Origin of the sequence: Streptomyces sp. NPDC007901 (assembly GCF_042959465.1) — a bacterium.
Lineage (GTDB): Bacteria > Actinomycetota > Actinomycetes > Streptomycetales > Streptomycetaceae > Streptomyces.
Genome location: NZ_JBIBKW010000022.1, coordinates 111,362 through 127,780 on the forward strand (window position 1 = coordinate 111,362; position 16,419 = coordinate 127,780).

The following is a 16,419-nucleotide window of genomic DNA, read 5'->3' on the forward strand; positions in this document are numbered from 1 at the left end:
ATTCCTCTTTCACAGGAGGTGAGGGTTGGAGCGCCCCGTCAGGGGCGCGGGGCGTCATCTCTTTGCGGCTTCCGCCGCGTGGGCGCGACCAGCCACGACCGGCCCGCAGTCGCCGAACAACAGATCCACGCAGACGACTAGGCGCAGGCCGAAACCGACACCGGCTCCAGCGACCGAACGGGCCGCACGAACCCGACCGGCCGCCCACCACCGAGCAACGCCTCCCCGGCGAACTCGGTGAGCAGCTCCGGAGCAACCCCGGCCCGCGCCAACGCCGCGGCCGTCACCGGAATCCGCGCCCGGTTCGCCCCGTCCGCGATCTTCACGGCAACGGCCCGCCCGTCCGGCAGCGCCGCGACCTCGACACCTTCGAAGCCGTCCTTGGCGAGCAGCCCCGGCACGGCCCGCATGAGCGCGGCCACGTCCCGCCCGGCCCCGGACGCCATCTCCGCGTGCTCCCGCATCGCGTCGGCGACCCGTGCCTCGGGCGTACCCGGCGCGGCGGCGACGATCCGCGACACCGCGCGGGCCAGCCCGTGCAGGGAGATGGAGAACAGCGGGGCCCCGCACCCGTCCACGGTCGTACGGGCGATGCGCTGCCCGGTCAGGTCCTCGACGATCTCGGCGATCGCCTGCTGGAGCGGATGGCCCGGATCGAGATAGTCGTCCAGCGACCAGCCGTTCAGCTTCGCGGTCCACAGCATCGCCGCGTGCTTGCCCGAGCAGTTCTGGGCGAGCCGCGACGGCGGCCGTCCCTCCCGGACCCAGGTGTCGCGCACGCCGGGGTCGTACGGCATGTCGGGGACGTTGCGCAGGTCGTCCTCCGTCAGTCCGGCGAGGTCGAGGATGCGCCGGGTCCCGGCGAGGTGCCGCTCCTCGCCGGAGTGGCTGGCGGCGGCCAGGGAGAGCAGGTCGCCGTCGAGGGGCAGCCCGGCCCGCAGCATGGCGACGGCCTGGACGGGCTTGAGGGCCGAGCGCGGGTAGAACGCGGCCTCGATGTCGCCGAGCTGGAACTGGACCTCTCCGTCGGCGCCGAGGACGGCGACGGAACCGTAGTGGATGCCCTCGACGACCCCGTCGCGTATGAGGTGGGCGACGGGGGCGTGGAGGGGTTCACGGACGATGGGTGCGTCCGCGGGGGAACTGCTGTACATCACTTCCTGGTCTCGGGTGAGTCGGGACGGACCGGTGCGCGGTTCACGCGTCGGTTCCGGCGGACGGGCGCGCCACGCGCCGGCGGATGGCGTACCAGCCGGCGACGAGCGCTGCGCCGATCAGCGGCACACAGAGCACGGTGGTGCGTCCGGCGCCGCCGTCGGCGTACATCAGGACCAGGACGGAGGCGAGGAACGCCAGCGTCACGATCTCGGTCCAGGGGGAGCCCGGCAGTCGGTAGCCGGGACGGATGAGTTCGCCGTTCTGGGTCTTACGCCAGAAGAGCAGGTGACAGAGCATGATCATGCCCCAGGTGGCGATGATGCCGATCGCCGCGAAGTTGAGGACGATCTCGAACGCGTCGGCGGGGACGACGAAGTTGAGACCCACGCCGAGGACACAGATACCGCTGGTGAGCAGAATCCCGCCGTACGGCACCTGGGTGCGGCTCATCCTCGCGGTGAACTTCGGGGCGGAGCCGTTGACGGCCATGGAGCGCAGGATGCGGCCGGTGGAGTAGAGGCCGGAGTTGAGCGAGGACATGGCCGCGGTGAGGACGACGAGGTTCATCACGCCGCCGGCCGCCGGGACGCCGATGTGGGAGAGCACGGTGACGAAGGGGCTCTGTCCCGCCGTGTACTTGTCCCAGGGCAGCAGCATCGAGAGGAGGACGACCGAGCCGACGTAGAACAGGCCCACGCGCCACATGATCGAGTTGATCGCCTTCGGCATGATCTTCTCGGGGTTCTCGGTCTCGCCCGCCGCGACACCGACCAGCTCCACCGAGGCGTAGGCGAAGACGACGCCCTGGATGATCAGCAGCATGGGCAGCAGGCCGTTGGGGAAGATGCCGCCGTTGTCGGTGATGAGGGACGGGCCGGGGGTCGCGCCGTCGACGGGGTGCTGGGTGACCAGCAGGAAGATGCCGATGACCATGAAGATCACCAGGGCGCTGACCTTGACGATCGCGAACCAGAACTCCAGTTCGCCGAAGAACTTCACCGAGATCAGGTTCACGGTGAGAACCACGGCCAGGGCTATCAGGGCGATCACCCACTGCGGGATGTCGGAGAACATCCCCCAGTAGTGGGTGTAGGTGGCGACCGCGGTGATGTCGGCGATGCCGGTGGTGGCCCAGTTCAGGAAGTACATCCAGCCGGCCGTGTAGGCGCCCTTCTCGCCCAGGAACTCCCGGGCGTACGAGACGAAGGCGCCGGAGGAGGGGCGGTACAGGACGAGCTCGCCGAGGGCGCGCACGACGAGGAACGCGAAGATGCCGCAGACCGCGTACGCGACGAAGAGGGAGGGGCCGGCGTCGGCGAGGCGGCCGCCGGCGCCGAGGAAGAGGCCGGTGCCGATGGCGCCGCCGATGGCGATCATGTTGACGTGCCGGTGCTTCAGCGACTTGCTGTAGCCGTCGTCTCCGGCGTCGACGTGACGGGACGAGGGGCGCGTCTCGTCTTTGAGGTGCTGTTCGCTCACGCCTCGGTTCCGCCTTCCTGGTGCTGGTCCGTGCGCGCGGGGCGCACGATGTGGGTGAGGGTGGTCTCGACGCGGTCGAGGTGGTGGCTCATGGCCTCCACGGCGTCGGGTTCGGAACCGTCGATCAGGGCCTCGACGATGGCCCGGTGCTCCCGGTTGGACTGCTCCCGGCGGCCGCCCAGCTCGTTGAGGAAGGCCGACTGACGCGCCAGTGCGTCCCGGATCTCCTCGATGACCCGGCGGAAGACCGGGTTCTGGGCGGCCTCGGCCACGGCGAGGTGGAAGAGGGTGTCCATCGCGACCCACGCGGTGGTGTCCGTCTCCCGCTCCATGCGGTCGAGCAGATGGGCCAGGTGGTCCAGGTTCTCCGGGCTGCGGCGCAGCGCCGCGTACCCGGCGACCGGGATCTCGATGTGCCGTCGCACTTCGAGCAGGTCGCTCGCCGCGTAGTCGCCGAAGGTGGGGTCCTCCACCGCGCTGGCGACGACGAAGGTGCCCTTGCCGGTCTTGGAGACGGTCAGGCCCATCGTCTGCAGGGCCCGCAGGGCCTCGCGCAGGACGGGCCTGCTGACTTCCAGGGTGCGGCAGAGCTCCGCCTCGGAGGGGAGCTTGTCGCCGATGGCGTACTCGCCGCGCTCGATGGCACCGCGCAGGTGCGCCAGCACCGCCTCCATGGCGCTCACGCGTCGCGGGGGCTGTCCGGCTGTCGGGCTGTCTGACAGGTTCACGAGTGAGATGTTCCGGGTTGCGGGACGAGGCTGTCAAGGTGTCGCGAAAGGAAACATTCACGGGGTGCGACGCCTGAATGCGCAGGCGTCACACCCCGTGGTGGAACGGTGACTCGTGGAACGGTGAATCGGTCAGGCGTTGACGGTGCCCGTGGCGAGGAGGCCGAAGACCGCCAGGCCGATCACGATCCGGTAGATCACGAACGCGTTGAAGGAGTGCTTGGCGACGAACTTCAGCAGCCAGGCGATGGAGGCGTAGGCGACCACGAAGGAGACGACGGTGCCGACCACCAGCGGGGCGGCGCCGACACCCGCACCCAGGGCGTCCTTCAGCTCGTAGAGGCCGGCGCCGGTCAGGGCCGGGATGCCGAGGAAGAAGGAGAGCCGGGTGGCGGCGACACGGTCCAGGTCCAGGATGAGCGCGGTGGACATGGTGGCGCCGGAGCGGGAGAAACCGGGGAAGAGCAGGGCGAGGATCTGGGAGCTGCCGACCAGCATCGCGTCCTTGAACGAGGTGTCGTCCTCGCCGCGCTTGTGACGGCCCATCTGGTCCGCCGCCCACATCACGCCGGAGCCGGCGATCAGCGAACCGGCCACCACCCAGAGCGAGGCGAGCGGGCCGTCGATCAGCGGCTTGGCCGCGAGGCCCACCAGGACGATCGGGATCGTCGCGGCGATCACCCACCAGGCGAACTTGTAGTCGTGGTGGTAGCGCTCTTCCTTGTTGGCCAGACCGCGGAACCAGGCGGAGACGATGCGCTTGATGTCCTTGAAGAAGTACACGAGCACGGCGGCGATCGCGCCGACCTGGATGACGGCGGAGAACCCGACGACGGACTGGTCGTCGACGGGGATGTTCATGAGCCCCTCGGTGATCTTGAGGTGGCCGGTGGAGGACACCGGGAGGAACTCGGTCACCCCCTCGACTACCCCGAGGATGGCGGCCTGGCCGACAGAGATGGCGCTCATGGGATCCAGTTCTGCAGAGTTTGGTCGACAGTGCTGTAGACAGTCTTACAGCGCGGGGGTGTGAAGCAAGTCCTAGGACCAGACCGCCTGGGCGATCGCCACCCCGGCGAAGGCCGCCCCGAGCCCCGCCACGAGGCTCGCGACGACGTTGGCGGCAGCGTAGAGCCCCGCGCCGGTCTCGGTCAGCCGGAGGGTCTCGTACGAGAACGTCGAGTACGTCGTCAGCGCCCCGCACAGCCCGGTGCCCAGCAGCAGCTGGAGATGGGGGCCCGCCGCACCGGCCGAGGCCGCGCCGCTCAGCAGGCCCAGGACCAGGCAGCCCGTGACGTTGACCACGAAGGTGCCCCAGGGGAAGACGGAGTCGTGCCTGGCCTGGACGGCGCGGTCGGTGAGATAGCGCAGCGGAGCACCCACGACGGCGCCGGCGACGACCAACAGCCAGTTCACAACGACTTCTTACCTTCCGCGTCCGTTTTGCCCGTTCCGTCCGTGCGGCCGACGTACCGGATGACCTCGCAGTCGTCCAGCGTGACCAGACCCTCGGTCACCAGTTCGTCGAGCTGTGGCAGGAACGCCCGGACCCGCTCCTCGGTGTCCACGATCACGACCGCCACCGGCAAGTCCTCGCTCAGGGACAGCAGCCGGGAGGTGTGGATGCGGGAGGAGGCGCCGAAGCCCTCGATGCCCCGGAACACGCTGGCGCCCGCGAGGCCCGCCCGGTGGGCGCGGTGCACGATCTCCGTGTAGAGGGGCTTGTGGTGCCAGATGTCGTCCTCGCCGATGTGGACGGTCAGGCGCAGGGCGCGGCCGGTCAGTCTGGTCATCGCTGCCTCCGGGTGAGGACGCGGCGGGTCGCGGTCGCCGCGCACCACACCGCCGCGAGGGCCGCGCACAGGGTCGCGGCGAGGTAGGCCAGGCCCGTGGCGGGGCGGCCGTGGTCGACCAGTTTCTGGATGTCGACGGCGTAGGTGGAGAAGGTGGTGAAGCCGCCGAGGACGCCGGTGCCGAAGAAGGGGCGGACCAGGCGGTGTGCGGGGAGTCCCTCGGTGATCAGGACCAGGAAGGCGCCGATCACCGCGCAGCCGATCACGTTGGTCCAGAAGGTCGCCCAGGGGAATCCGCCGGCCGCGGTGGGCAGGGCCAGGGCGAGAGCGTAGCGGGCCACGGCGCCGATCGCGCCGCCGGCGGCGACCACCGCGACGACGGGTGCCTGGGTGCGCCACTCGGGCCGCCGCCGCGGGCTCGGCTGGACTCGGAGGCTCTCGGCTTCCGGGGCTGTCATCGGTCGTATCTCTCCTGTTCGGCACCGCCCCGACGGGTGCATCAGGGTACCGCCGGGTGTACCCGGCGGTCACTTCGCGGTGGGGGCCGCGCAGACCGCGACGCCGGGCTCCCACACGCTGCCGAGGACCAGCAGGCGGCCGGTGCGGCAGACGCTGGTCGCCATGCGGAAGCCGGAGGGCCGGCGGGCCAGGTGGTGCACGACCCTGCCGTGGTCGTCCAGGGCGACGACGGCGACCGTGCCGGCCGGGCGGTAGGGGGCGTGCACGGCGGCCCGGGCGGCCGCGCGGCGGACGGTGGCCGGGGTGCGGTGGAAGAGGTCCAGCGGAGGGTTGCGCGGTCCGGCCAGGGCGGCCCAGGTGAGATCGCCGTCGCGCCAGAGGTTGTCGGGCATGCCGGGGAGCTCGGCGAAGAACTCGGCGCGGCCGGCCCGCGGGCCGGTGAGCCAGTACCGGGTGAGGCGGTACGCGCCGGTCTCGGCGACGATCAGGAAGGTGCCGTCACCGCTCACGGCCAGCCCGTTGGCGAACTGGAGCCCTTCGCAGGCGACTTCGGGCGTACGGGCGCCGGGGGCGAGGCGCAGCAGGCGGCCGGTGCCACTGTGCTCGACGATGTCGCCGATCCAGTGGTCCAGCGGGAAGCGGCGGCTGGAGACGGTGAAGTAGAGGGTGCCGTCGGGCAGCGCGACCACGTTGCTGGCGAACCGCAGCGGCTCCCCCTCGACCGTGTCGGCGAGGACCTGGACGGCGCCGTCGGCGAGGCCGACGCGCAGCAGGCCGCGCTCCGCGTCGCACACCAGCAGGTCGCCGTCCGGCAGCAGCTCGAGCCCGAGCGGGCGGCCGCCGGTCCGGGCGAGCTCCCGGACCCGGGGGGTGTCCGGGTCGCCGAGGCCGTCCAGGCGCAGGATGCGGCCGTCCTCGACGCCGGTGAGGACCCGGCCGTCCGGATCCGTCACCACGTCCTCCGGGCCCCGGCCGCCGATGGCGACGTAGTGGAGGGGGACGAGGCGCGTGGGTCGGTCCATGAGCCCCATGGTGGCAGGCGGAACGGTTCTCACCAGCCTTTCTCGAACATCCGGGCCACTTCGGCGATCCGCATCTCGTCGCGCCGGTAGTAGGTGCGGTGCCGGATGCGCTTGGTGCGCAGCAGCCCGAGCCGGGTCAGCAGGGCCAGATGGGTGCCGGCGACCTTGCGGGAGACGCCGAGCTTGGCGGCGACGGCCCGGACGGTGACGCCGTCCTCGGTGAGGTCGGCGTGACGCTGGGGCGGGAAGTGGGCCGCCGGATCCTTGAGCCAGTCCAGAATGTCCAGGCGATGCGCGCTCGTGGGGTTCCTCAGCATCCGACCGGCCTCCGTCCCTGCCTCCTCGTAGTTCGTGTGCCCCACTGTCCCGCAGCCGAAGCCCCCACGTCAGGGACTCGGTGCGCGTTGTCCGAGACCGAACGGCCGTACGAGATCGGCCGGTTGAGGACGTGACTCCGCGACATGCCCGGGACACGGCGGAGGGGCCCGACCGTCCCCTTACGGCCGGGCCCCTCGTCAGTGGTGGTTCAGCGGTGGCTGAACCACGCCATGGAGGACAGCGCCTTGTCGTCGTAGCCGAACAGGGCCTGGTTCTCCCAGCCGTTGCCGGAGGTGGCGTCGGTCGGGTCCCAGCCGTTTCCGGTGACGGCGGTCCAGGTCGCCTCCCAGTAGAAGACGCCGAGGCCCCGGCCGTTCGGGACGGCCTCGACGATGTTCGCGACGGCGTTCATCCAGGCCAGCTGGCCGGCCGCGGTGGCCGGGTAGCCGGTGACCAGTTCGCCGCTGGTGTCGATCTGGTTCTCCAGCGAGTCGTCCTGGGCGAGGGTGAACGGGTAGGCGGTCTCGGCGACGAACACCGGCTTGGAGTAGCGCGAGGCCACGTCGTCCAGGGTGGTCTGGGCGGCGGCCAGCGAGCCGTGCCAGTAGCCGTAGTACGACAGCCCGATCACGTCGTAGTTGATGCCGTAGGTCTTGGCGTTGTCGAACCACCAGCGGACCGTGGCGTCGTCGCCCGCGTTGGCCAGGTGCAGGGCGACCTGGGTGGAGGAGGAGACCGCCTTGGCCGCGCTGTAGCCGGAGTTGATCAGACCGGCGAGCTGCGACCAGTTGTCGGTGGAGCCCTCGGACCAGAGCATGCCGCCGTTGATCTCGTTGCCGATCTGGACCATGTCGGCGGTGGTGCCCTGGGACTTCAGGGCGTTGAGGACGTCGTACGTGTGGTTGTACACGTCGGTCTTCAGCTGGCTGTAGGAGTGGCCGGACCAGGCGGCGGGCTTGGTCTGCTTGCCCGGGTCGGCCCAGCTGTCCGAGTAGTGGAAGTCGACCAGCAGCTTCATGCCGGCGGCCTTGATCCGCTTGGCCATGGCCAGCACGTGCGCCTTGTCGTTGTAGCCGTCGGCCGGGTTGACCCAGACCTTCAGCCGCGCGTAGTTCATGCCGGCGTTCTTGAGGATGGTGACCGCGTCCCCGGTGGTGCCGGAACTGGTCTTGTAGACGCCGCCCTTGGCCTCGCTCTTGGCGAGCGACGATATGTCGGCGCCCTTGATGGCGAGGCCCGTCGAGCCGGAGGCGAACGTCACGTCGTCGACGTTGATCCAGTTGCCCGCGTTGGCGTCGGAGTAAATGCTGATCGTGCACTGGTTGTTGGTGACCGCGATCGAGGTGACGATCCGCACCCAGCTGCTGGTGGAGACGGGCAGGTCGGTCCGCTGCTCCGAACTCCCGCAGTTCTTCAGCGATATGTACGCGGAGTTCTGCCCGCCGCTGGAGCGGGTCCAGGCGGTGAGGGTGTACTTCCCGTTGGTCAGCCCCGACAGGTACTGGTAGGTCTCCACCTTGTAGGCCGAGGCCGAGTAGTGGCTGAGGCGGTAACTGCCGCTGTGGCCACCGGACTCGGTGTACGAGGCGCCCGTGTCGCCGTACTCCGACCAGCCGGTGGGGCCGGCCACGCCCGCGCCGTCCGACTCGAAGCCGCCGTTGGTGAGGGTGGACGCCGCCTGGGCGGTCTGCGCGGGAAGGGCGGTGAGGGCGAGCCCGGCCAGGAGCGGCAGCAGCAGGGCTCTGATGGTGCGTCTGGGATGGAACATCATCGTCCGTCGTCCCTTCGACGTGACTGGGGAGGGGTGTCCTCCGGCGGGGCCGGAGGAGAGCCCCTCCGCCCGCGGCTCTCGTGGCACGCGCGGACGGAGGGGAGTATCGGCGGGCCGGGGCCCGGTGCCGGTGCTCAGCCGTCGAGTCGTACGACCCGGACGGTCCCCGCGGGGACCGCCAGCCGGCCCGCGGCGCGTTCGCCCGTCAGCAGTTCGGTGCCGTGCGCCTCCAGGGGCACCTTGGCGTCGGTGGCGGTGTGGTTGATCGCGAACAGGAAGGTGCCGGACTCACCGGTGCGGCGGACGACCTCGACATCGCGGGGCAGTTCGGCGCGGGGCGCGATCCGGGCGTCCTCGGCGGCCCAGCCGAGCAGGGCGTCCAGACCGTGGGCGTCGAGGCGGGTCGACACGTACCAGGCGGTGCCCTCCCCCAGCTGGTGCCGGGTGACCGCCGGGTGGCCCGCGGTGAGGCCGTCGGCGTAGGTCCAGACGGTCTCGGCGCCGCGCGGGACCACGAACTCGGTCCACACGTCACCGGTCAGCTCGGAGCCGTCGGGGCCGGTCAGGCGCACCCGTCCGTCCTTCAGGAGCGGCGAGAACTCCTCCACGGCCAGGCCGAGGACGTCGCGCAGGGGGCCGGGGTAGACGCCCTCGTGCACGGCGTCGTGCTCGTCGACGATGCCGGAGAAGTACGAGACGACCAGCGTGCCGCCGTTCTCGACGTACTCCCGGAGGTTGTTCCCGGCCGCCTCCGTCATCAGGTACAGGGCCGGTACGACGACAAGGGGATAGGCCGACAAGTCGCTTTCCGGGTGGGCGAAGTCGACGGTGAGGTGGCGGTCGTAGAGGGCCTCGTAGAAGGCGTCGGCGCGCTCGCGCGGGTCGTGGTCCTCGCTGGGGCGCCACTGGAGGTTCTGCGCCCACCAGGACTGCCAGTCCCACAGGACGGCCACGTCGGCCCGGGTGCGGCTGCCCCGGATCTGGCTCAACGAGTCGAGGGACGCGCCCAGTTCGACGACCTCGCGCCACACCCGGGTCTCGGTGCCGCCGTGCGGGAGCATCGCGGAGTGGAACTTCTCGGCGCCGCGCCGGGACTGGCGCCACTGGAAGAACATCGCGCCGTCGGAGCCGCGGGCCACGTGCGCGAGGGAGTTGCGGGCCATCTGGCCGGGCGCCTTGGCCGGATTGCGCGGCTGCCAGTTGACACCCGAGGTGGAGTGTTCGAGCAGCAGCCAGGGGGCGCCGCCGGCGACGGAGCGGGTCAGGTCGGCGGCCATCGCGAGGTTGACGTGGGTGCGGCGGCCGTCGGTGATCAGGTAGTGGTCGTTGGTGACCAGGTCGACCTCGCGGCCCCAGGCCCAGTAGTCCATGGAGTCGCACTGGCTGAGGGCGGTCATGAAGTTGGTGGTGACCGGGACGCCGGGCGAGAGGCGGTGCAGGATGTCCCGCTCCGCCACGAAGTTCTCGCGGACGGTGGCGTCGGCGAACCGCTTGTAGTCCAGGGCCTGGCCCGGGTTGCCCACCGTGGGAGTGGCGCGCGGCGGGTTGATCTGCGCCAGGTCCGTGTAGTGCTGGCCCCAGAAGGCCGTGCCCCAGGCCTCGTTGACCCCGTCGACCGTGCCGTACGTGTCCGCGAGCCAGCGGCGGAAGTGGGCGGCGCAGGAGTCGCAGTAGCAGGCCGAGACCGGGACGCCGTACTCGTTGTGGACGTGCCACAGGGCGAGCGCCGGGTGGTCGCCGTAGCGCTCGGCCAGCCTGGTGGTGATGTTCGCGGCGGCCGCGCGGTAGTCGGCGTTGGAGTGACAGATGGCGCCGCGCGAGCCGAACTCGTAGCGCACGCCCTCCGCGGTCACCGGCAGCGCCTCGGGGTGGGCGCGGTAGAACCAGGCGGGCGGTACGACGGTGGGGGTGCCGAGGTCGACGCGGATGCCGTTCTCGTGCAGCAGGTCGAGCACGCGGTCGAGCCAGCCGAAGTCGTACTCCCCCGGCGCCGGCTCCAGCAGGGCCCAGGAGAAGATCCCGACGCTCACCATGGTGACCCCGGCCTCGCGCATCAGCCGGACGTCCTCGTGCCAGACACTTTCCGGCCACTGCTCGGGGTTGTAGTCCCCGCCGAAGGCGAGCCTGGTGAGGCCCCTGGGGGTGGTGTCCGGCATGGATCTCTCCCGTTTTATCGATCATTTGGGAACGTGCACACACATCGATCGTGGCGTGAGCCCAACATAACCGCACAGCAACAACCATTGACAAGTGTCCGGGATGTTTCTCTACTGTGAACGCTCACAGAGCATGACACGGACTCGCGACGGGCGATGATCCGGGTCTGAGAACGCTCACACATCTGCACGGCAGGTTCCCGCGACGGGCGGGGACCCAGGTCAGGGGAGAGATCCATGCCGCACACGAAGCGCCGTCGCCTCGTGACAGCCCTCGTCGCCGTCTCGCTCGGCGCCACCGCCCTCGCCGCCTGCGGCTCGTCCGACGACAGCAAGGCCGACTCCGGTCCGGTCTCGCTGACGTACTGGGCCTGGGCGCCCGGTATGGACAAGGTCGTGGACCTGTGGAACAAGGGCGAGGGCAAGAAGGACCAGATCACCGTCACGGTGAAGAAGCAGGCGTCCGGCGACACGCTGGTCACCAAGATCCTCACCGCGCACAAGGCGAAGAACGGCCCCGACCTGGTGCAGGCCGAGTACCAGGCGCTGCCGACGCTGGTCAGCAACGACGCCGTGGCCGACATATCGAAGAACGTCGGCGACGCGAAGAGCAAGTTCGCCGACGGCGTCTGGCAGCAGGTCACGCTGGGCACGGACGCGGTGTACGCGGTGCCGCAGGACATCGGCCCGATGATGTTCTACTACCGCGCGGACCTCTTCAAGAAGTACGGCCTGACGGTCCCCACCACCTGGGACGAGTTCGCCTCGACCGCCCGCGCGCTGAAGAAGAAGGCGCCGGACGTCGACCTGACCACGTTCTCCGCCAACGACTCCGGTCTCTTCGCGGGCCTCGCCCAGCAGGCCGGCGCCAAGTGGTGGACCACCTCCGGTGACAAGTGGAAGGTCGCCATCAACGACGCGGCCACCCAGAAGGTCGCCAAGTTCTGGGGCGGCCTGGTCAAGGAGGGCGCCGTCGACAACCAGCCGATGTACACCCCGGCCTGGAACAAGGCGCTGAACACCGGCAAGCAGATCGCCTGGGTCTCCGCGGTGTGGGCGCCGGGCACCCTGACCACGGCGGCGCCGGACACCAAGGGCAAGTGGGCGATGGCCCCGCTCCCCCAGTGGTCCGCGTCCGAGGACGTCACCGGCAGCTGGGGCGGCTCCTCCACCGCCGTCACCACCGACTCCAAGCACCAGGAGGCCGCCGCCAAGTTCGCCGCCTGGCTGAACACCGACGGCGACGCGCTCAACGCCCTCGCCAAGGAGAGCGGCATCTACCCGGCGTCCAGCTCGGCCCAGCTCAGCGGCGCCTTCTCCAACCCGCCGGAGTACTTCTCGAACCAGGCCGACTTCTACACCGAGGCCGCCAAGATCGCGAAGACCACGGCGCCCTCCGCCTGGGGCCCGAACGTGAACGTCGCCTACACGTCCTTCAACGACGCGTTCGGCGCCGCCGCGAAGAACAAGTCGGACTTCGTGACCGCCCTGAACACCATGCAGGACGCCACGGTCGCCGACATGAAGAAGCAGGGCTTCGAGGTCTCTCAGTGACCAGCCCCACCGGCCGGAAGTCGTACGGGGTCAAGGGGGCCCCGTACGCCCACCCGTCTCCCACCACCACCCTCAAACGAGCGCGGAGCGCCCCCTACTTTTTCCTTCTCCCCGCGACCGTCCTCTTCGCCCTGTTCTTCGCGCTGCCCATCGGGTACGCGGTCTGGCTCAGCTTCCGCAAGGTGCACGTCTCCGGCCTCGGCCTGGGCGCCGGCGCCCGCAGCGAGGTCTGGGCCGGACTGGAGAACTACCGCGACGCCCTCACCGACAACGAGTTCTACCAGGGTGCGCTGCGCGTCCTCGGCTACGGCTGCATCGTCGTCCCGGTGATGCTGGGCCTCGCCCTCCTGTTCGCCCTGATGCTCGACTCCGAGCGGGTCCGGCTCGCCCCGTTCACCCGGCTCGCGATCTTCCTGCCGTACGCCATCCCCGGCGTGGTGGCCGCGCTGCTGTGGGGCTTCCTGTACCTGCCGGACGTCAGCCCCTTCTACTACGTGCTGGAGAAGCTGCACCTGGCGCAGCCCGACCTGCTGGACGGCGGGCCGCTGTACCTGGCCCTCTCCAACATCGCGGTGTGGGGCGGCACCGGCTTCAACATGATCGTCATCTACACCTCGCTGAGGTCCATCCCGGTCGAGGTGTACGAGGCGGCGAAGCTGGACGGGGCCACCCCGCTGCAGATCGCCCTGCGGATCAAGATCCCGATGGTGGCGCCCTCGCTGGTGCTGACCTTCTTCTTCTCGATCATCGCGACGCTCCAGGTGTTCAACGAGCCGATGACCCTCAAGCCCCTCACCAACTCGGTCAGCACGACCTGGAGTCCGCTGATGAAGGTGTACGTCGACGCCTTCGCCAAGGGGGACATCTACTCGGCGTCGGCCGAGGCGACGCTGATCGCCCTCGCCACGCTGGCGTTGTCCTTCGGGTTCCTGCGCGCCGCGAACCGACGAAACAAGCGGGACGCCAGTCAAGGAGCCGCGCAGTGAGTTCTGTCGCCGTCCACAAGGCCGCATCGGCGGCCGGTACGACACCCGGCACGGCCCAGGGGCCGTCGCCGCGCCGCCGGGTCGCCCTGATCCCGACGATCACCCTGCTGCTGGGCGCGGTCTACACGCTGCTGCCGGTGGCCTGGGTGGTGATCGCGTCCACCAAGTCCGGCAGCGAGCTGTTCTCCACGTTCACCTTCCTGCCCGGCTCCGGTTTCGCCCAGAACCTGAAGGACCTCAGCGCCTACCGGGACGGCATCTACTGGCAGTGGATGCTCAACTCCGGTCTGTACGCCGGTCTCGGTGCCCTGGTCTCGACGTGTGTGTCGGCGTTCAGCGGCTACGCCCTCGCCACCTACCGGTTCAGGGGCCGCGAGGCGATCTTCAACGTGCTGCTCGCGGGCGTCCTGATGCCCCCGGTCATCCTGGCCATCCCGCAGTACCTGCTGCTGGCCAAGGCGAACCTCACGGACTCCTACCTGTCCGTGCTGCTCCCTCAGATCCTCGCCCCGTACGGTGTCTACCTCTCGCGGATCTACGCGGCCGCGGCCGTCCCCACCGACGTGGTGGAGGCCGGGCGGATGGACGGGGCGAGCGAGTGGCGGATCTTCACCCGGATCGCGCTGCCGATGATGATCCCCGGCATGGTGACGGTGTTCCTGTTCCAGTTCGTGGCCATCTGGAACAACTTCCTGCTGCCGTACATCATGCTGAGCAACGACGAGCGGTTCCCGCTCACCCTCGGTCTGTACACGCTCCTGATGCAGGGCGCCAACACCCCGGCCCTGTACACCCTGGTGATCACCGGTGCGTTCCTGGCCGTCCTGCCACTGATCGCGCTCTTCCTGGTCATTCAGCGCTTCTGGAGCCTTGACCTGCTGTCCGGGGCCGTAAAGTCATGACCATGAGCAGCAATGCGGGGGGCCGGCGCAAACCGCCGACGATCCACGATGTGGCGCGCGAGGCAGGTGTCTCACGAGGGACCGTCTCGCGCGTGCTCAACGGCGGGCACTACGTCAGCCCCGCCGCACAGGAGGCGGTCAACGACGCGATCCGCCGGACCGGGTACGTCGTGAACCGGCACGCCCGGTCGCTGATCACCGGGCGTTCGGACTCCATAGGCTTCCTGCTGACCGAGCCCCAGGAGCGGTTCTTCGAGGACCCCAACTTCAATGTGCTGCTCAGCGGTTGCACGCAGGCGCTGGCCGGGCACGACATCCCGCTGCTGCTGATGCTGGCGGGCACCAAGGACGAACGGCGGCGGATCACGCGGTACATCACCGCCGGGCACGTCGACGGGGTGCTGCTGGTCTCCAGCCACTCCGGCGACCGGGTCGCCGAGGAGCTGCGCGAGGCCGGGGTGCCGCTCGTCCAGTGCGGCAAGCCCATGGGGCCCGGCTCCAAGGTGAGTTACGTGGCGGCGGACGACCGGGACGGCGCCCGGGACATGGTCCGGCACCTGCTGGACGTGGGGCGCCGCCGGATCGGCATGATCACCGGCCCGCTGGACACCCCCGGCGGTGTCGACCGCCTCGCCGGCTACCGCGAGCTGCTCACGGAAGCGGGCGTCGAGTTCGACGAGCGGCTCGTCGTCTCCGGCGACTACAGCCGGGCCAGCGGCGAGGCGGGCGCCGAGCGGCTGCTGGCGGGCGCCCCCGACCTGGACGCCCTGTTCGTGGCCTCCGACCTGATGGCACAGGGCGCCCTGACGGCGCTGCGCCGGGCGGGCCGCCGGGTGCCGGATGACATCGCTGTCGGCGGTTTCGACGACTCGGTCGCGGCGACGGAGGCGGTCCCCGCCCTGACCACGATCCGCCAGCCCTACGACCGCATCAGCGCCGAGATGGTGCGGTTGCTGCTCGCGCAGATCGGCGGCGAGGACCCGGCGGCGGTGATCCTGCCGACGGAGCTGGTGGTGCGCGACTCGGCGTGACGCTTCGCTGGGGGTGCCGTTGACATGCCGTCGGTTGTCTGCGGGTGCGTGGGGGCTGGTCGCGCCCACGCGGCGGAGCCGCATGTTCAACAGGGCCCCGCGCCCCTTCGGGGGCGCTGCGCAACCGGTCAGGATCGGAGAAGCCTCGGTCGGCTTCCCCGGCCTAGCGTGGGGTCACCGACGAGGAATCCGTCGGGTCGCGTATCCCAGAAGGAGAACGTCCCATGACCGCAGGCATCCAGACGATCATCTACCCCGTGAAGGACGTGGAGCAGGCCAAGGCCGTGTTCGGTGCGCTGCTGGGCGTCGAGCCGTACGCCGACACCCCCTACTACATCGGGTACAAGGCCGCCGGGCAGGATGTCGGGCTGGACCCGAACGGGCACGCGCAGGGGCTGACGGGGCCGACGCCGTTCTGGCATGTGACGGATCTGCGGGAGCGGCTCGCGGCGCTGGTGGCGGCCGGGGCGGAGCTGGTGCAGGACGCGCGGGACGTCGGCAACGGGCGGCTGGTCGCGTCGGTGAAGGACGCCGACGGCAACATGGTGGGGCTGCTCCAGGACCCGGTCGCCTGAGCGTCGTACCGCCGTCGGAGGACTGCTTGCACCCGCACTAGTTGCACACTCAACGATTGGCCGGATCGGTGCTACCGTGCGGGTATGGCAGTCAAGACGGCCGAGGCCCGGCTCGAGGAACAGTGGCGGGACATCCTGTCGGTGCATGCGCGCACGATGTGCGAGATCGACCGGGTGCTGCATCCCTACGGGCTGGGCGCGAGCGACTTCGAGGTGCTCGATCTGCTGGCCGGCGAGTCGCCCGCCGAGGGCGACCACTGCCGGGTGCAGAACCTGGTGGGGCGGGTCCATCTGAGCCAGAGCGCGCTGTCCCGCCTGATCGGGCGACTGGAGAAGGACGGCCTGGTGGAGCGGTCGGTCTGCGTCGAGGACCGGCGGGGCGTGTGGGTGGCGCTGACGGCGAAGGGGCGCGGCCTGCACGCCGAGGTACGGCCGCTGCAGCGGGCCGCGCTGGAGCGGATGCTGGCGGGTCCGGTCGGCTGACGGC

General features: G+C 70.2%; 17 protein-coding genes. 6 read left to right on the forward strand and 11 right to left on the reverse strand.

Translation table 11 applies throughout. The features are described from left to right. Positions 1 to 137: 137 nt before the first annotated feature. The 11 genes from ACFZDK_RS44990 to ACFZDK_RS45040 all read right to left on the reverse strand — a co-directional run bounded on the left by ACFZDK_RS44990 (position 138) and on the right by ACFZDK_RS45040 (position 10,884). The gene (locus ACFZDK_RS44990) at positions 138 to 1,154 is read right to left on the reverse strand and encodes an asparaginase (RefSeq protein WP_390982005.1); all 1,017 of its coding nucleotides are present in this window, start codon (positions 1,152 to 1,154) and stop codon (positions 138 to 140) included. 43 nt (positions 1,155 to 1,197) lie between these two features. Further along, the gene (locus tag ACFZDK_RS44995; RefSeq protein ID WP_390982008.1) at positions 1,198 to 2,637 is read right to left on the reverse strand and encodes an amino acid permease; all 1,440 of its coding nucleotides are present in this window, start codon (positions 2,635 to 2,637) and stop codon (positions 1,198 to 1,200) included. Continuing rightward, positions 2,634 to 3,311, reverse strand: coding sequence for a FadR/GntR family transcriptional regulator (locus tag ACFZDK_RS45000; RefSeq protein WP_355711635.1), 678 nt, complete (start codon positions 3,309 to 3,311; stop codon positions 2,634 to 2,636). The genes ACFZDK_RS44995 and ACFZDK_RS45000 overlap by 4 nt, the downstream gene beginning before the upstream one ends. Before the next feature lie 186 nt (positions 3,312 to 3,497). Further along, complete coding sequence (locus ACFZDK_RS45005) at positions 3,498 to 4,334, reverse strand: undecaprenyl-diphosphate phosphatase (protein ID WP_390982010.1); 837 nt, start codon at positions 4,332 to 4,334, stop codon at positions 3,498 to 3,500. Positions 4,335 to 4,406: 72 nt separating this feature from the next. Continuing rightward, the gene (gene crcB / locus ACFZDK_RS45010) at positions 4,407 to 4,781 is read right to left on the reverse strand and encodes a fluoride efflux transporter CrcB (RefSeq protein ID WP_390982013.1); all 375 of its coding nucleotides are present in this window, start codon (positions 4,779 to 4,781) and stop codon (positions 4,407 to 4,409) included. After that, the gene (locus ACFZDK_RS45015) at positions 4,778 to 5,158 is read right to left on the reverse strand and encodes a DUF190 domain-containing protein (protein ID WP_390982015.1); all 381 of its coding nucleotides are present in this window, start codon (positions 5,156 to 5,158) and stop codon (positions 4,778 to 4,780) included. Before ACFZDK_RS45015 ends, crcB (ACFZDK_RS45010) begins: the two co-directional genes overlap by 4 nt. Further along, the gene (gene crcB / locus ACFZDK_RS45020; protein ID WP_390982018.1) at positions 5,155 to 5,616 is read right to left on the reverse strand and encodes a fluoride efflux transporter CrcB; all 462 of its coding nucleotides are present in this window, start codon (positions 5,614 to 5,616) and stop codon (positions 5,155 to 5,157) included. Before crcB (ACFZDK_RS45020) ends, ACFZDK_RS45015 begins: the two co-directional genes overlap by 4 nt. Positions 5,617 to 5,685: 69 nt before the next feature. Next, on the reverse strand, positions 5,686 to 6,639 hold the full coding sequence (locus tag ACFZDK_RS45025) for an SMP-30/gluconolactonase/LRE family protein (protein WP_390982020.1): 954 nt from the start codon (positions 6,637 to 6,639) through the stop codon (positions 5,686 to 5,688). 29 nt (positions 6,640 to 6,668) lie between these two features. Further along, the gene (locus tag ACFZDK_RS45030) at positions 6,669 to 6,956 is read right to left on the reverse strand and encodes an ArsR family transcriptional regulator (RefSeq protein ID WP_390982023.1); all 288 of its coding nucleotides are present in this window, start codon (positions 6,954 to 6,956) and stop codon (positions 6,669 to 6,671) included. A 209-nt stretch (positions 6,957 to 7,165) separates the two neighbouring features. After that, on the reverse strand, positions 7,166 to 8,725 hold the full coding sequence (locus tag ACFZDK_RS45035) for a glycosyl hydrolase 53 family protein (protein ID WP_390982212.1): 1,560 nt from the start codon (positions 8,723 to 8,725) through the stop codon (positions 7,166 to 7,168). Between the two features lie 137 nt (positions 8,726 to 8,862). Continuing rightward, positions 8,863 to 10,884 (reverse strand): beta-galactosidase, encoded by a 2,022-nt coding sequence (locus ACFZDK_RS45040; protein ID WP_390982026.1) that lies wholly within the window; start codon positions 10,882 to 10,884, stop codon positions 8,863 to 8,865. Positions 10,885 to 11,121: 237 nt separating this feature from the next. On the opposite strand from ACFZDK_RS45040, the gene ACFZDK_RS45045 reads away from it, so the two are divergent. The 6 genes from ACFZDK_RS45045 (at position 11,122) to ACFZDK_RS45070 (ending at position 16,415) form a co-directional block, all read left to right on the forward strand. Continuing rightward, on the forward strand, positions 11,122 to 12,438 hold the full coding sequence (locus tag ACFZDK_RS45045) for an extracellular solute-binding protein (protein WP_390982028.1): 1,317 nt from the start codon (positions 11,122 to 11,124) through the stop codon (positions 12,436 to 12,438). Then, positions 12,435 to 13,424: an ABC transporter permease subunit gene (locus tag ACFZDK_RS45050; protein WP_390982031.1), complete on the forward strand. Its 990-nt coding sequence runs from the start codon at positions 12,435 to 12,437 to the stop codon at positions 13,422 to 13,424. The genes ACFZDK_RS45045 and ACFZDK_RS45050 overlap by 4 nt, the downstream gene beginning before the upstream one ends. Further along, positions 13,421 to 14,326, forward strand: a complete 906-nt coding sequence (locus tag ACFZDK_RS45055) for an ABC transporter permease subunit (RefSeq protein ID WP_390982034.1) — start codon at positions 13,421 to 13,423, stop codon at positions 14,324 to 14,326. The genes ACFZDK_RS45050 and ACFZDK_RS45055 overlap by 4 nt, the downstream gene beginning before the upstream one ends. Then, positions 14,323 to 15,357 carry a substrate-binding domain-containing protein gene (locus tag ACFZDK_RS45060; RefSeq protein WP_390982037.1) on the forward strand — a complete coding sequence of 345 codons (1,035 nt, stop codon included), beginning with the start codon at positions 14,323 to 14,325 and terminating at the stop codon, positions 15,355 to 15,357. Before ACFZDK_RS45055 ends, ACFZDK_RS45060 begins: the two co-directional genes overlap by 4 nt. A gap of 224 nt (positions 15,358 to 15,581) precedes the next feature. Then, a complete protein-coding gene (locus ACFZDK_RS45065; RefSeq protein ID WP_390982039.1) occupies positions 15,582 to 15,932 on the forward strand; it encodes a VOC family protein in 351 nt (116 codons plus the stop codon). A gap of 84 nt (positions 15,933 to 16,016) precedes the next feature. Next, positions 16,017 to 16,415 (forward strand): MarR family transcriptional regulator, encoded by a 399-nt coding sequence (locus tag ACFZDK_RS45070; RefSeq protein ID WP_390982041.1) that lies wholly within the window; start codon positions 16,017 to 16,019, stop codon positions 16,413 to 16,415. Positions 16,416 to 16,419: the final 4 nt, after the last annotated feature.

Excerpts from the sequence above, each read along its gene's own strand:
- ACFZDK_RS44990 (WP_390982005.1), bottom strand. The coding sequence starts at position 1,154 with ATGTACAGCAGTTCCCCCGCGGACGCACCCATCGTCCGTGAACCCCTC.
- ACFZDK_RS45000 (WP_355711635.1), bottom strand. The coding sequence starts at position 3,311 with ATGGAGGCGGTGCTGGCGCACCTGCGCGGTGCCATCGAGCGCGGCGAG.
- ACFZDK_RS45005 (WP_390982010.1), bottom strand. The coding sequence starts at position 4,334 with ATGAGCGCCATCTCTGTCGGCCAGGCCGCCATCCTCGGGGTAGTCGAG.
- ACFZDK_RS45015 (WP_390982015.1), bottom strand. The coding sequence starts at position 5,158 with ATGACCAGACTGACCGGCCGCGCCCTGCGCCTGACCGTCCACATCGGC.
- crcB (WP_390982018.1), bottom strand. The coding sequence starts at position 5,616 with ATGACAGCCCCGGAAGCCGAGAGCCTCCGAGTCCAGCCGAGCCCGCGG.
- ACFZDK_RS45025 (WP_390982020.1), bottom strand. The coding sequence starts at position 6,639 with ATGGACCGACCCACGCGCCTCGTCCCCCTCCACTACGTCGCCATCGGC.
- ACFZDK_RS45030 (WP_390982023.1), bottom strand. The coding sequence starts at position 6,956 with ATGCTGAGGAACCCCACGAGCGCGCATCGCCTGGACATTCTGGACTGG.
- ACFZDK_RS45035 (WP_390982212.1), bottom strand. The coding sequence starts at position 8,725 with ATGTTCCATCCCAGACGCACCATCAGAGCCCTGCTGCTGCCGCTCCTG.
- ACFZDK_RS45040 (WP_390982026.1), bottom strand. The coding sequence starts at position 10,884 with ATGCCGGACACCACCCCCAGGGGCCTCACCAGGCTCGCCTTCGGCGGG.
- ACFZDK_RS45045 (WP_390982028.1), top strand. The coding sequence starts at position 11,122 with ATGCCGCACACGAAGCGCCGTCGCCTCGTGACAGCCCTCGTCGCCGTC.
- ACFZDK_RS45060 (WP_390982037.1), top strand. The coding sequence starts at position 14,323 with ATGACCATGAGCAGCAATGCGGGGGGCCGGCGCAAACCGCCGACGATC.
- ACFZDK_RS45065 (WP_390982039.1), top strand. The coding sequence starts at position 15,582 with ATGACCGCAGGCATCCAGACGATCATCTACCCCGTGAAGGACGTGGAG.
- ACFZDK_RS45070 (WP_390982041.1), top strand. The coding sequence starts at position 16,017 with ATGGCAGTCAAGACGGCCGAGGCCCGGCTCGAGGAACAGTGGCGGGAC.